This window comes from Arthrobacter sp. 18067 (assembly GCF_902706295.1).
Taxonomy (GTDB): Bacteria; Actinomycetota; Actinomycetes; order Actinomycetales; family Micrococcaceae; genus Arthrobacter.
In genome coordinates this window covers 152023-165906 of record NZ_CACSJJ010000011.1, presented here as the reverse complement: position 1 = coordinate 165906, position 13884 = coordinate 152023, and the positions used below count along the sequence as shown (strand labels likewise).

14 protein-coding genes are annotated in these 13884 nt (G+C 63.8%); 3 read left to right on the top strand and 11 right to left on the bottom strand.

The annotated features are described in order from the left end of the window. Positions 1-186: 186 nt before the first annotated feature. The 3 genes from GVL04_RS12860 to GVL04_RS12850 are packed head-to-tail and all read right to left on the bottom strand — an operon-like array spanning position 187 to position 2155. Positions 187-600 (bottom strand): hypothetical protein, encoded by a 414-nt coding sequence (locus tag GVL04_RS12860; RefSeq protein ID WP_159704937.1) that lies wholly within the window; start codon positions 598-600, stop codon positions 187-189. Further along, positions 597-1496 (bottom strand): TIGR01777 family oxidoreductase, encoded by a 900-nt coding sequence (locus GVL04_RS12855; protein ID WP_159704934.1) that lies wholly within the window; start codon positions 1494-1496, stop codon positions 597-599. The genes GVL04_RS12860 and GVL04_RS12855 overlap by 4 nt, the downstream gene beginning before the upstream one ends. Then, the gene (locus GVL04_RS12850) at positions 1493-2155 is read right to left on the bottom strand and encodes a TetR/AcrR family transcriptional regulator (protein WP_159704931.1); all 663 of its coding nucleotides are present in this window, start codon (positions 2153-2155) and stop codon (positions 1493-1495) included. The genes GVL04_RS12855 and GVL04_RS12850 overlap by 4 nt, the downstream gene beginning before the upstream one ends. 302 nt (positions 2156-2457) lie before the next feature. Here GVL04_RS12850 and GVL04_RS12845 point away from each other — a divergent pair, with 302 nt between their 5' ends. Next, the gene (locus GVL04_RS12845; protein WP_159704928.1) at positions 2458-3168 is read left to right on the top strand and encodes a queuosine precursor transporter; all 711 of its coding nucleotides are present in this window, start codon (positions 2458-2460) and stop codon (positions 3166-3168) included. Between the two features lie 37 nt (positions 3169-3205). On the opposite strand, the gene tgt is transcribed toward GVL04_RS12845, so the two are convergent. The 8 genes from tgt to GVL04_RS12805 all read right to left on the bottom strand — a co-directional run bounded on the left by tgt (position 3206) and on the right by GVL04_RS12805 (position 10790). After that, positions 3206-4516, bottom strand: a complete 1311-nt coding sequence (gene tgt, locus GVL04_RS12840; RefSeq protein ID WP_159704925.1) for a tRNA guanosine(34) transglycosylase Tgt — start codon at positions 4514-4516, stop codon at positions 3206-3208. Between the two features lie 47 nt (positions 4517-4563). Next, positions 4564-5274 carry an SRPBCC domain-containing protein gene (locus GVL04_RS12835; RefSeq protein ID WP_159704922.1) on the bottom strand — a complete coding sequence of 237 codons (711 nt, stop codon included), beginning with the start codon at positions 5272-5274 and terminating at the stop codon, positions 4564-4566. Between the two features lie 50 nt (positions 5275-5324). Beyond that, positions 5325-6341, bottom strand: a complete 1017-nt coding sequence (locus GVL04_RS12830; protein WP_159704919.1) for a DUF6707 family protein — start codon at positions 6339-6341, stop codon at positions 5325-5327. Positions 6342-6414: 73 nt separating this feature from the next. Further along, the gene (locus tag GVL04_RS12825; protein ID WP_091465301.1) at positions 6415-6954 is read right to left on the bottom strand and encodes an NUDIX hydrolase family protein; all 540 of its coding nucleotides are present in this window, start codon (positions 6952-6954) and stop codon (positions 6415-6417) included. A 77-nt stretch (positions 6955-7031) separates the two neighbouring features. After that, a complete protein-coding gene (locus GVL04_RS12820) occupies positions 7032-7640 on the bottom strand; it encodes an RraA family protein (protein WP_159704916.1) in 609 nt (202 codons plus the stop codon). Further along, positions 7637-8059, bottom strand: a complete 423-nt coding sequence (locus tag GVL04_RS12815) for a RidA family protein (protein WP_159704913.1) — start codon at positions 8057-8059, stop codon at positions 7637-7639. Before GVL04_RS12815 ends, GVL04_RS12820 begins: the two co-directional genes overlap by 4 nt. Then, complete coding sequence (locus tag GVL04_RS12810; protein WP_200846839.1) at positions 8056-9423, bottom strand: MFS transporter; 1368 nt, start codon at positions 9421-9423, stop codon at positions 8056-8058. The genes GVL04_RS12815 and GVL04_RS12810 overlap by 4 nt, the downstream gene beginning before the upstream one ends. Positions 9424-9578: 155 nt before the next feature. Then, positions 9579-10790 (bottom strand): CdaR family transcriptional regulator, encoded by a 1212-nt coding sequence (locus GVL04_RS12805; protein ID WP_159704910.1) that lies wholly within the window; start codon positions 10788-10790, stop codon positions 9579-9581. A 136-nt stretch (positions 10791-10926) separates the two neighbouring features. Between GVL04_RS12805 and GVL04_RS12800 the strand changes: the two genes are divergently transcribed. Both GVL04_RS12800 and GVL04_RS12795 read left to right on the top strand, forming a co-directional pair. Continuing rightward, entirely contained in the window at positions 10927-12258 is a 1332-nt protein-coding gene (locus GVL04_RS12800) for an MFS transporter (RefSeq protein WP_159704907.1), read from the top strand. Further along, positions 12255-13877: a thiamine pyrophosphate-dependent enzyme gene (locus tag GVL04_RS12795; RefSeq protein WP_159704904.1), complete on the top strand. Its 1623-nt coding sequence runs from the start codon at positions 12255-12257 to the stop codon at positions 13875-13877. The genes GVL04_RS12800 and GVL04_RS12795 overlap by 4 nt, the downstream gene beginning before the upstream one ends. Positions 13878-13884 lie beyond the last annotated feature (7 nt).

Below are 13884 nucleotides of genomic sequence, written 5' to 3'. Positions count from 1 at the left end.
GAACGATCCGAGGACAACACCAACTGCACCGCTTCCTCACGAAACGCGGCATCATATTTTCTTCTGGGACCAGTCATTCTGTAGTCGATCTCCCATCAACCTGTCTCAGAAAACCATACGACCGCAGTGAGTGAGGGTCTTGCCGAAAGGACCATGAGGTGAGAGAGCGTTGGTCTGAAGGTGCGATTAGCTGATAGAGGGTTGGTCGTTGATGCGGACGAGCTTCCAGATCGAGAGCCGGGCGATTCCGGCGGCGACGGCTATGGACAGGGGGTAGGCCCAGGACTGGGAATTCCAAAAACCTCCGAACGGGACGCAGATGAGTGCTCCCGCAGCGAAGAACGCCGCGATATGGATCCACTGGTTGCGGACGCGCCTCAAGGCCAGACCCAGCAGCGAACCAACGGCCGCGGCAACTCCCCACGTTGGCGGCGCACTGAAGATGAACAGGGCAGTGCCCCAAAGGGGGTCGGACAGGGCCAGAAACACACCAAAAACCAGGTGCGACACCAGGATTCCCACCACCAGGCCCTTCCAGCCCAGCATTACTCGATCGCTCGGGTCGTAGGGCCAGACTGCCGGGGGACTGACCGGGTTCATCGCTTCCCCTGGGCGATTTCGTTGAGGGCACCGGTTAGAGTGGCATACTCGAACGCGAACCCCGCATCGAGCAACTTCCCGGGCTCTACCCACCGGCTCTTCAGCACCAGTTCTGTCTGCGTCCGGATCAGGACCGCGCCAGCTTCCAGGAGCCAGGAGGGCGTCGGAATGCCAAAGGGGACGCCCATGCTTTGCCGGACCAGTGACATCAGTTCGCGGTTGTCTACGGGGTAGGGCGTCGCCGCATTCACCGGACCCCTCAGCTCACCGTGACCGTGGACGAACAGGACAAGACGGAACAAGTCCTCCACATGGATCCAGCTGAACTTCTGCGTCCCCGGTCCCATGTGCCCGCCCAAGCCGAGCCGGGCAAGGTTCCGGAGAGGGCTCATGACGCCCCCGGCCCCCAAAACAATCGCAATGCGCAGGGGCACTCTGCGGGTGCCCGGCACGTCAGCTGCCGCCAACTCGTCCTCCCAAGCGCGGGCGACGTCTACGGAGAACCCGCTGCCCAGTTCTCCCGAGGCTTCCGACTGTGGGTGGTCTTCCGCATGCCGGTAGATGGTTCCAGTGCTGGAATTGATCCAAGTCCCGGGCGGTTCGGCGCACCCTGCAACAGCCCTACCCAAAGCGCGGGTCGTGAGCACCCGGGAGTCCAGAATCTCCCGCCGGTGCCGTTCGTCGTATCGGCAATTCACGGAGCGCCCGGCGAGGTTCACCAGCAGATCGGCGCCGTTCACGACTTTGGTGATGGCGCCGTCGTCGTTCCATTGCGCGTCAGCCGGGGCGTCCCGCCCAACCGTTCGGACCTGCCAACCCTCGTCAAGAAACCGGCGCGTGAAGTAGGTGCCGATAAACCCGGACGCACCCGCAACCACCACGGTCCGCGGCTTCACGAGTCTTCCTTGACGGTGCGGACGAGTCCCAGGACGTCGTCGAACACCTTGCTCACGCCGGGAATCTTGGCCAGCGACAAGCCGCGAGCCACCAAAGGTGCGGCACCATCGATCAGCTTGCGGGTGCGTCGTTGGCCCTCGGATTTGTCGTAGACCCAGAACAGCGCGACGCCCATGTACGCCAGCCACAGCAACTCGGGCAGGTCACCGCGAAGCTTCTTCGCAACGGAGGGGGAGGAGCCTTCGACGGCGGACCGTAAGATCGCGAGCGAGGCCTCGCGGGCGGCGGTGGACGCCTCGCCGAAAGGGTTGACGGGCGACGACGGCCGGATCGCCGTTGCGATGAAGTCGGAACCGAACTGGTGGTACGGCGCCATGACGTCGATGCCCGTGTGCAGCACTGCCTTCAGACGGCCCGCGAGATCCTGGACGCCGTCGAGTGCCTTGGCGGCGACCACTGCATGTTCGTCCTGGACCTGGATGTACAGCTCTTGGACGAGCTCGTCCTTGGAAGAGAAGTAGTAGTAGGCGTTGCCCACCGAGACTCCCGCTTCCTGGGCAATGGCCCTCATGGTGGTCTTTTCGAAGCCGACCTCACGGAACATTTTCAGTGCGACGTCGGCCACCAGTTGGCGGGTCTGCTCACTCTTCGCTGCCATGCGCTGCTCCTCGAACTAAGTTTTGAACGTGTTCAAGAATGAGTATTGCACATTTCTGAACGTGTTCAAAAGTGTTTGTGAGAGAGCGTTTGATTCAAGCATGCGGGAGGTGAGTGAGCGTTGCTGGAAACGGCTTGAAAGGTGAGAGAGCGTTGCTGGAAACGGCTTGAAAGGTGAGAGAGCGTCGGCAGGTGGGAGAATGGAACCGGTGCCGGGCGGTATGCCCCACCAACCACAGTGCTAATACAGCGGGGCAGCCTCACCAAGGAAGCCTGCGCGAACCACTACGAAATGGATGACCCATGCCCTCGCCCTCCGGCTCCAGTACCCTGAGCAAGCCCGCTCCGCGCTTCGCCTCCATCGGCTCCCCGTATTTCGGCATCATGCTGGCCGTCATGGCCGTGGTGCTGATCCTGTCCAACATTGGCGCGTCCAAAGGCGTGGTGCTCGGACCAATCATCACCGACGGCGGGTTCTTCCTGTTCCCGCTCGCCTACATCCTGGGCGACGTGATGAGCGAGGTCTACGGCTTCAAAGTTGCGCGCAAAGCCATCATCACTTCGTTCGCGCTCTCGGTGTTTGCATCCCTCTGCTACTGGATCATCATTGTGCTTCCCGGCTTCAGCGACGAGTACGGCACCGCCAAGCAAGCAGCCATCGAGGGCGCACTGGGACCCGTCCCGCAGATTGTCCTCGCCTCGCTGCTGGCCTTCCTTGCCGGGCAGACCATCAACTCCTGGATCCTGGTGAAGATGAAGGCCCGCACCGGTGAAAAGAGCCTGTGGGCACGCCTCATGGGGTCGTCCGTGGTGGGCGAATTCGTGGATACCCTGATCTTCTGCAGCATCGCGGCGACGGTCATTGGCATCACGGACATCGGTATGTTCGCTAACTACGTGCTGGTTGGCTTCGTCTACAAGACCGCTGTGGAGTTCCTGTTCGTCCCTGTCACCGTGCTGGTTGTCGGCTGGATCAAGAAGCGCGAGCCCAGCTACGGAGTGGCCGCAGCCTAGGCCCGCACGCTTCCGGCGATCTCGACGCGAGAAGCGCCTACGAGTAGTACCGGCCCAGCGTCTCCGCCTTGAACTCGAAGAAGTCCCCGGATTCGATGGCCAAGCGGGCGTCGTCCACCATCTTCACCACGAAGCGTTCGTTGTGGATGGAGATCAGGGTTGCCGAGAGCATTTCCTTGGCCTTGAAAAGGTGGTGGATGTACGCCCGCGAGTAATTCACGCACGTGTAGCAGTCGCAGCCATCCTGCAACGGCCCGAAGTCAGTCTTGTATTTAGCCCCGGACAGATTGAACCGGCCATATGGCGTGTAGAACGCAGAGTTCCGGGCCACGCGGGTGGGGGAGACACAGTCAAAGGTGTCGGCACCGTTCTCGATTGCCGTGAAGATGTCGTCCGGCTCGGAGATGCCCAGCAGGTGCCGGGGCTTGTCCTCGGGCAGTTCCTCGTTGCACCATCGCACGATCGTGCCCAGGTTTTCCTTCTCCAACGCACCGCCGATCCCGTACCCGTCAAAGGGCATGGCACCGAGGTCCTGGCAGGCTTTGCGGCGAAGGTCCTCGTATTGGGCACCCTGGATCACGCCGAACAACGCCTGGTACGGCTTACCCACGCGGGAAGCAGTCAAGGAAGCGTGCTCCTCCAAGCATCGCAGCGCCCACAACCGGGTGCGTTCCAGGGACTCCTCCTGGTACGCCCGCGAGTTCTGCAACGTGGTGAGCTCGTCGAAGGCGAACATGATGTCCGCGCCGATCTGGTGCTGGACCTGCATGGAGATCTCGGGGGAGAAACGGTGCCGGTCCCCGTTCAGGTGCGACTTGAACCAGACTCCGTCGTCGTCAATGTGTGCCAGCCGTTCCTTGCCCGGCGCCACAGCGTCGTCCGGACCGGAGCTGTCCACGTTCTTCATGTCGATGACCTTCTTGAACCCCGAGCCCAGGCTCATCACCTGGAATCCGCCGGAGTCGGTGAAGGTTGGCCCGGACCAGTTCATGAACGCGCCCAGCCCGCCCGCGGCATCGAGGATCTCGGGTCCGGGCTGCAGGTAGAGGTGGTACGCGTTGGCCAGCACAGCTTGGGCGCCGAGGTCGGCGATGGACTCGGGCAGCACGGCTTTCACGGTGGCTTTGGTCCCGACGGCGATGAACGCCGGCGTCTGGATGGTTCCGTGCGGCGTGGTGATTGTTCCGGTGCGGCCCAGGAAAGCGCCGCCGTTGGCCTGTACCTGGGGGTCCGACGGCGAGCAGGTTTCAGTCAGGCGCTTGCCCACCGAAAAGGAGAACTCGGATTGCCGGTGGGACAAACCGGGCAGCGCAGGGGAGGATGCAGGGGCAGATGAGGAAGCTGGCACGCTACCAAGTGTGCCAGCTTTACCCCAAGTAACCTGCCCAGGAAACCCTAGGCCCCGTACTTCTCAGCTTTCCAGTTGTCCCACGATGACCTGACATCCGCCAAGGTGTGGGCCCCCAAATCGTACGTCGAGGCAATCACCATGGACCCGCCGTCGGGCCTTTTCTCCGGAATCGGCAGCTGCTCCGCGACGATCAGCAGCCCTTCACCGTGCTCGGCGTAGCTGTGGACGGTGAGGCCTACCTGGTGCCGGCTCTTGAACCAGACCTTTCCGGAGATCTTCTCGCCCGTGGAAAGTGTGAGCGAATACTCTTCGCCGACGGGCGGCAAATCCCCGAGCCCCAGCTTCTCGATCGCCGGTCCGCCCTTGCCCGGGAGGGAAACGAAGTGCGTCCGCCGGTGCCCGTGCGGGTGCCGTTCCAGGGCAAAACGAAGTTGATGCAGGAACGTGAGCCATCCCTGGGTGATGTCCTCGTCCCAGTCAGCCCACTCGGAATCGTGGTCCAGGGCCGCCCGCGTGATCCTCACTTCCGTGCCCCCGGAGACAGGATGGAGTTCAAAGACGTCGCCGCCGTTGACGGTCAGGCTCGTGTGATCAGGCCCTTCCACAACATCGGTGTTGAAGTAGATCTGCTTGATTTCGGCAGTGAGATCATCGGCTTCCCAGCCATGCCATTGGGCCACCAACGACGGTTCACGCAGCATGGTCCAAACCTGCTGTGCATCGGCATTAACCACAACGCTCAGATTGTTCGTCATGGCCCCGAATCTACCGCCGTTCGCGCCCACATAACAGTCTTGAAGCAGCGTTAGGCGCGCACCGATTCGAGCTCATTGCCGATCCGTCGGGCCAACTCTTCCTCGCCGATGGTCTTCGAGCCGCCGTGCGCGCGCAGGAACATCAGCGCTTCGAGGCGCAGGAACCGCCATTCGCGCTCGGCTTCGTGGTTGCCGTTATCGATGGCGCGGAAGATTTCCTTGTCATACAGATTGGGTTCGTTGAGCGAGCGCTGGCGGACCCTGGCATTGATCCGGGCCTTGAACGGGTCCTCTTCCTGGGACTCGGGTGCGCGCAGCAGTTTCTCGTAGACTGCGGCCCGTTCGGTTTGCCCGGCTTCGCGGCAGATGAAACTGGACAGCGCCAGCCCTCGTTCGATCGAAGCCCAGCGATCCAGGTTTCCATCGAACGGCAGCACGTTCAGGAGGTCCGCAACAGCCAAGGCGTGGTCCGGATCGCGCAGCACGATGCAGAGGTCGAACGCGAGGTCGCTGAGGTCCCGGAGGCAGCTTCCGGACTTCGTATTGATGCCCTTGGCGAGCCGTTCGGACAGGACTTGCACGCCGTTCTTGCCCTTGTGGTTGGCGGCCGCGGCACGCACCACGGCTTCGGGGGTTCCGTCGGGCTCGGGGATGAGGGCCAGTTCTTCGGCGCTGGGGCCTGTGTACGTCGGGGGCGTTTCCGGGCGCGGAGGTACGACGACGGCGGGTCCAGCGGAAGCGTCGGCGTCGGCTTCCGCTGAGGTGCTCGAGTCTGAGGCGCCGGAGTCTGAGGCGCTGGAGTCAGGGGCGGCTTCAGGGGGAGCATCACCGGAACCAGCCGGAACTCCGTCACCCACAGGAACACTGGACCCGACAGCGATCCGCACCGTGCCGCCGTCGACCATTGTCACCAGCAGCAGCGCGGCCACGCCGTAGTCGTCGTGCTGCACCTCGATGCTGCTGATTTCGGCGGCTGGCCCGTCGCCGGGCGGATAGACAAAATCTCCGGGCAACAGGTCCCCAGCCTGCTTCTCTCTGTATTGCTGTGTGGCTGGGCTGTGAGTCATCGGAAGTCCTTTGGTTCTCTTGGGGTCCGCCGTCCAGTCTACAAAGACCAGCCGGCGCGGGGGCGGGGACCCGCTAGAGAACGATGCCCGAGAAAGCCAGTGCCTGCCGCACGAGGTTCCCGCGGCCGCCGTCGAATTCCTGCTGGACGTTCTCGCTCAGCACCTCTTGGGGCGTCATCCACGTGAGTTCCAGGGCGTCCTGGCGCGGTTCACATTCGCCGGTCACCGGAATGATGTAGGCCAGCGAGACAGCGTGCTGCCGGTCGTCCGTGAAGCCGGTCTGGGACGGGGCCGGGAAGTATTCGGCCACAGTGAACGGGACGGGGCTGATGGGCAACTGCGGGAAGGCCAGGGGACCGAGGTCCTTTTCCATGTGCCGGAGGAGCGCCGCGCGGATCGTTTCGCGGTAGAGAACGCGGCCGGAGACGAGGTAGCGGACCATGTTGCCGTCGGCGTCGCCCTGCAGGAGCGTGCCGACTTCGTTCACGTACCCGAGCGGATCCAGCCTGACCGGAACGGCCTCCACGTAGACCATGGGGAGGCGGCCGCGGGCTTCGAAGAGGTCTTCATCTGAAAGCCAGCCTGGATACGGGTCGGGTGTACGTACGCTCATGGTTAAGTTCTACCCCATCCCCAGCCGAAGTTCCTTGGTGGCGTCCCGGTGGCCGGACGGTTACGCTCTCGGCAGTATTACAGGGCCAGGATCGACTCGAGCGGTTCCCCGGATGCTATGCGCGCAAGGATGGCTGGCTCCGCTGCGTCCGATGCGAGCGCTTTCCCCAGCACCTCGCGCGCAGCTTCGGGCGAGAGCACGACCAGCCCGTTGTCGTCGCCGAGGACCAGGTCGCCCGGATTGACCTCCACTCCTCCACAGTGCACTGGAACATTGACGGCGGAGCCAGTCCCGTACAAGCGCTTGGTGGTCAGGCATGACGTCCCGCGGGCGAACACCGGAAGGCCGGTCTCCCTCAGTTCCAACACATCGGTGGCCACGCCATCAACCACGACGCCGGCCGCTCCTTGGGCGAGCGCCGCGGCTGCCGTGACGGCCCCCACGGGCGCGTGCTGGTGGTCGCCGCCCATGTCCACCACCAGCACGTCCCCGGGTTGGAGCGCGAGCAGGGCGTGGTTCATGGCGATGGCGTCGTGGTCCTCGATGCGTACGGTGACGGCGGGTCCGGCGATTTTCACGTTTGCCAGCAGCGACTGGATGGCAGGGGAGACGAAACCGTCCTCGAGGAAGTGGCCGATGGTCGGGTAGCTGACGTCGGTCAGGTCCTGCAGGAGAGTTGGGCTCACTGGGTTACCTCCGGTTTCCGGGCGCGGACCTTCTGGGCAACGACAGCCACGCATTCGATTTCCAGGGACACGCCCCACAGGCTCACGCACACGGTGGTCCGGGCCGGTTTGGCAGTGCCAAAGTACTCCACGTACACGCGGTTGTATTCCTCCAGCTGGTCCTGGCTGGTCAGGTACGTGTTGACCTTGACCACGTGTTCAAGGCTGGACCCTGCGGCTTCCAGCACACCTGCGAGGTTCTGGATGGTTTGCCGGACCTGACCTTCGAAGGTGTCCGGCTGATCGTCCAGGCCGGTGATCGCGGGGATCTGGCCGGAGGTGAAGACAAAACCGTTGGCAATGACCGCTGGGGAAAAGGGCCCGACGGCGGGCGCTTGGCCGGGGATACCGGCCAAGCGCCCGATGGAGGGGACGGTCACTTCGCTGCCGCGGCTTCGGTGGAGCCGGCAACAGCCGGGGCTTCATCGACGGCGTCGATGTTGCCGTACCGGGTCTCGGTCAGCAGGAAGAGGGCTACGAGTGACAGTCCGGCCGCGGCCATGATGTACCAGGCGATCGAGGAGCTCTGTCCCGTCATGCCCAGGAGCCACGTGGTGACGAACGGGGTGGCGGCGCTGCCCAGCAAACCGGAGAGCATGTAGGCCACGGAGAGGCCGGAGTAGCGGACCTTGGAGCCGAAGAGCTCGGCGAGGAACGTGGCGATGGGGCCGTAGTTGGCGCAGAATGCCGTCATCATGGCCAGGTAGGCGACGAAGAGCAGTGCCACGGATTTGGTGTCCATGAGCCAGAACATCGGGAAGGCGAGTGCTGCCTCGGCGGCAACGCCGGCGAAAATGATTGGTTTGCGGCCGAACTTGTCGGAGAGCTTGCCGAAGAACGGGATGAGGAACAGTCCCAGGATGCAGGAGGCCAGGACCACCCAGAGCATCAGGCTCTCGGAATGGCCCAGTTCCTTCTTGCCGTAGGAGACACCGGAGGCCACCAACAAGGTGAACGTGCTGCCCGTGGACAGGGTTGCGACGCCGCCCAGGACAACCTGCTTCCAGTACTTGGCCATCAGTGCGGCGAACGGCATCTTTGCCTTGGCGCCAGCGGTCTTGACTGCCTGGAAGGACGGGGTTTCCTCGATGTGCAGCCGGATGTAGATACCCACACTGACCAGGAGGACAGATGCCAGGAACGGGATACGCCAGCCCCACGAATACAGGGCTTCGGTGCTGACAGTGGAGGCCACAATCAGGAAGGCCACGTTGGCGATCAGGGTGCCGGCGGGGACGCCAACCTGCACCAGTGAACCGTAGAAGCCGCGGCGGGCGGGAGGAGCGTGTTCAACCGTCATGAGGACGGCGCCGCCCCATTCGCCGCCGAGGGCCAGGCCTTGGATGACGCGGAGGAACAGCAACAGGAGCGGGGCCATGATGCCGATGCTGTTGTAGTCGGGCAGCAGGCCGATGGCGAACGTTGCCGCGCCCATGGTCAGGAGGGAGACCAGCAGCATGGACTTGCGGCCCAGTCGGTCACCGAAGTGCCCGAAGATGATGGCGCCCACCATGCGGGCAATGTAGGCGGAAGCGAACGTACCGAAGGCCAGCATGGTGCCGACGATCGGATCAAAGCTCGGGAAGAAGATCTTGTTGAAGACAAGGGCCGACGCCGTCCCGAAGACGAAAAGGTCGTACCACTCGACGGTGGTGCCAATAACGCTGGCGAGGGCAATCTTGCGCATCTTTGCCAGGTCAAGCCTGGACGATGATGCGGAGGCAGTATCTACCGTGTGGGCCATCAGATTCTCCGGATGGGGTGCGGGGACGAATGTCCGGTGCAAGGTAGCTACAACTATGGTGTGTGCCCGATCACACCATCAATGGCATAAATTCCATCAAAACGGAGCCTGGGATGTGAGAACACACATCGGCGCATCCGGGCATGCGAAGCCGGCTACGCCCAGGCCACCACCAGCCTTGCGGTCTTCGCGGGAACGGCAAGGTCGATTCCCGTCAGCTCCTGGAAGCGGTTGAGCCGGTTGAGGATGGTGTTGCGGTGGCAGAACAGCTGCTCGGAAGTGACAGTGACGTTGCCGGTGGCCAGGTAATTACGCACTGTTTCCAGCAGGCGCTCGCGCTCGCCGCCCCGGCACTCCGCCAAGGCTTCCTCGAGTTCCGCTGCCAGGTCCAGCCCGGCGTCCTGCAGGTTTTGCTGGGCCAGCCGTGCCCAGGCCGAATCGGCCGAAAGCGGTCCGGCGTCGCGGGGACGCAGGAGTGCCGCGAGGCTCTCGGCTGTACGGGCCGCTGTTGGGAGCGCGCGGAGGCCAAGGACCTCGGGCACGTAGCCGCAGGGGACATTCACGACGCCGGGTGGCAGCTGCTGCGTGTCGGCTTCGGTTCCGTGCCCCTCACCCCAGGGTTCAGGGCCGCGGGTCCGAACTGCAGGCAGCGCCCAGAAAACGTAAGTGTTGCCACCCGATTCATGGAGGAACAACCTCTGCCGGGTGTGCTGCCCCGATCCGAACTGGGACGTTGCTGCCCGTAGTCGTGCGCCGGGTTCGCCGCTGGCTGCTACCAGGGCGAAGCGCGACTCGGGGTTGATACCCAGCGCCGAAGCAACTTGCGCGGAGGTTTCCAGTGAGGGGCTGCTCTGGTTGAACAGGCGGGCGATGAACTCGCGTTGAATGCTCGATTCTTCCTGGGCCATCCTGACCCGCTCTGTGAGGTAGCTGGTGTGTGTGCGGGTGGCGAACTCGTCAACGACGCTCCACACCTGGTCCACCCGTGTAGCCAGCAGGGCGGCGTCCGCGGTGTCGGCGATTTCCAGCAGTTCAGCCCACAGAATGCTGAAGTCAAGGCGCACGGCGGAGGTGAGGGACTCCGGCGGAATGCCGGCCCTGGCTCGCTTGGAACCGAGGTCGGAGGCGAAGTCGAGCAAGCCATCACTGCTGTCCGTCTTGCCATTCCTGAGGCCGCTGATCAGGCGTCGGAAAGTCTCCCGTGCGGTCTCCTGGATTTCCAGGACCGTCACCTGGCTTTCGCCGTATTCGGGGATCTCGCGAACCCTCGTAGTGAAGGCCTGGGCCAGGGTGTCCAGCCTGCCCTCGAGCTGTTCCACCAGTTCAGTCCAGCGAGCAGCATGCCCGGATGTGTCGGAATTGTGCATTCACACATTCTAGCGCCATGATTCCGTGGTGTATCGCTAGTCTTTTTGGGGAAAACTACTGGCACTATGGATTGAGTCACACAAATTTGCCCGGACACCCCCAGCGTCCGGTCCCGTTCGCACTCATGGAGCAACTATGGCAAGCACGGTCAGCGGAGCCACGGACGCCAGTCCCACGGCAGCACGCGTCGTCGATGAAAGCGTCACCAAGAAGGTAGCCCTGGCTGCCCTGGTGGGCACGGCGCTGGAATGGTACGACTTCTTCCTTTTCACGACGGCCGCTGCGCTGGTTTTCAACGCACAGTTCTTCGTCTCCCAGGACCCCTTCGTTGCAGCCATGGGCTCCTTCGCCACCCTGGCCGTCGGCTTCGTAGCCCGCCCGATCGGTGGCTTCATCTTTGGTGCCCTCGGCGACAAAGTTGGCCGCAAGAAGATCCTCATGGTCACGATCATCGGCATCGGCATTGTCACCGGCCTCATCGGCCTGCTGCCGAACTACATGACCATTGGTTTGGCCGCCCCTATCCTCTTGGTTGCCCTGCGCATCGTCCAGGGCCTCGCTGTCGGCGGTGAGTGGAGCGGCGCGGTGATTATCGCCGTCGAGAATGCACCGGTAGAAAAGCGTGCACGCTACGCCGCCCTGCCGCAGATCGGTTCCCCGATCGGCACCATCCTGTCCTCCGGTGGCTTCTTCGGCATGCTGTTCCTGGTGGGCCAGACGAACTTCGACGCGTGGGGCTGGCGTATCCCGTTCATCGCCGCCATCCCGCTGCTGGCCATCTCGCTGTGGATCCGCAGCCGCCTCAGCGAATCGCCCGAATTTGAAGCCCTGATGGAGTCCGGCGAAACGGAACACGCTCCCATCCGCGGTGTCCTGAAGAACAGCTGGCGCCAGATCCTGGTGGGCATGTGCTCCGCGCTTCTCGGCATCGGTGGCTTCTACCTCATCACCAGCTTTGTGGTCTTCTACGGCACCAAGGTCCTCAAGCTGCCCTCTGAACTTCTGCTCATGGGCACCCTGCTGGCTGCAGCACTCGAAATCGGCGCCCTGATCTGGGCCGGCCGCTTGGGTGAAAAGTTCGGCGCCAGCAAGGTTATCCTCTGGGGCGGCGTCGCCTCGGCCATCATCGCAGTTCCGGTTTTCCTGGCCATCGACTCCCGCAACCCCGTCCTGGTGATCCTCGGCATGATGATCGGCGTCGCTGTCCTCTCCATCCCGTACGCCGTCTCCGGCACCGCGCTGACTGCCCTGTTCGCCACGAAGGTCCGCTACACCGGCGTCGCCATCACGTCCAACACCGCAGGCGTCATCTCCGGCTTCGTGCCGCTGATCGCCACCGCCTTGGTAGCAGCCAACAATTCCTTCTGGCCGGGCGCCATCATCCTGCTGGTGGTTTCCATATTGACGGCACTGTCCGGACTGTTCCTCCCCGCCCTTTCCATCGAAGAAGAAGGAATGAAGCATTGAGCACCACTACCGCCGGCCACTTGATTGTTGGCCAACTCGAACGGGCGGGCGTCAAGCGCGTCTACACCGTCCCTGGCGAGAGCTTCCTGGACGTCCTTGACGGACTGCACGGCTCGCCGATCCAGAACGTAGTGGCCCGCCAGGAAGGCGGTGCCGGGTTCATGGCACTCGCCGAAGGCCGCCTGACCGAACTCCCGGGCATCGCCATGGTGACCCGCGGTCCGGGTGCAGCCAATGCCTTCATCGCCATCCACACCGCCTACCAGGACGCCACGCCGCTGATCCTGTTCGTGGGCCTGATCCCGGTAGCAGACCGTGGCCGCGAATCCTTCCAGGAGTTCGACATCAACGCGTGGTTCGGCAGCACGGCCAAGAAAGTGGTCACGCTCGACGACGCCGCTTCCGCAGCCCGCGTGGTGGACGACGCCATCTTCACCGCCCTCAGCGGCAGACCCGGCCCCGTAGTGATCGGCCTCCCGGAGGACGTCCTCGTGCATGTCGTCGAGGACGCCACCGTGGAACCCCGCAAGGTTGCCCGTACCCGGCCGGCTGTCGCGGACATGGATGAGCTGAACCGGAAGCTGGCGGCGGCACGCAAGCCGCTGATCGTCGTCGGGGGTGAAGGCTGGACGCAGGAGTCCGGCGAGCAGTTGGCCGCCTGGGCGAGCCGTCACAGCGTCCCTGTGGTGGCCGACTTCCGTGCCTACGACGCCGTCCCGCACCGCAGCGACGCCTACGCAGGCTTCCTGGGCTACGGCCGCAGCGACGCAAACGCCCAACGCCTGGACGACGCCGATCTGATCGTCTTTGTCGGATGCGTCCGCGGCGACGTCCTCTCCGATGGCTACAAGCGCGGACTCAACGCCGAAACCGTGGTGGTCAACGCCGACGCCAACCTCCTGGGCCACTTCAGCCGGGTGGACCAGCACATCATCGCGGATGTCACCGCGTTCGCTGCCTCCCTCCCCGCCACGGACGTCGCGGTCAACCGCGAGGAAGGCTGGTTCGCCAGCGCCCGCGCCGATCAGCTCACGTTCTCCACACCCCGGCCCGACGGCGGCATCGGCGTCGACCTGGGCGTCGCCATGGAGGTCCTGAAGAAGGAAATGGCCGAGGACGCCGTCCTCACCTTCGGCGCCGGAAACCACGCCCTGTGGCCCGCCCGGTATCTGGACCACAACTCGGCCAACTCCTTGGCCGCTCCGCGCAACGGCGCCATGGGGATGGGGATTCCCGCAGCCGTGGCAGCATCGCTGGCATACCCCGGGCGCCAGGTCATCTCCGTCGCCGGAGATGGCTGCTTCATGATGAACGGCCAGGAAATCGCCACGGCCATGGGCTACGGCGCCGCGTTCATCGTCCTGGTGGTGGACAACGGCATCTTCGCCACCATCCGCGAGCACCAGGAAGCGCACTACCCGGACCGCCCTTCCGGCACGCACATGACCAACCCGGACTTCGCCGCACTCGCCCGTTCCTACGGCGGTTACGGCGAGCGCGTGGACCGCACGGAAGACTTCGCAGCCGCGTTCCGCTGCGCCGTCGACTCCGGACTCCCTGCCCTGTTGCACCTGCCGCAGGACCCCACAACGCGTTCCCCCAAGACTTCAACGAACTGACCGGAGC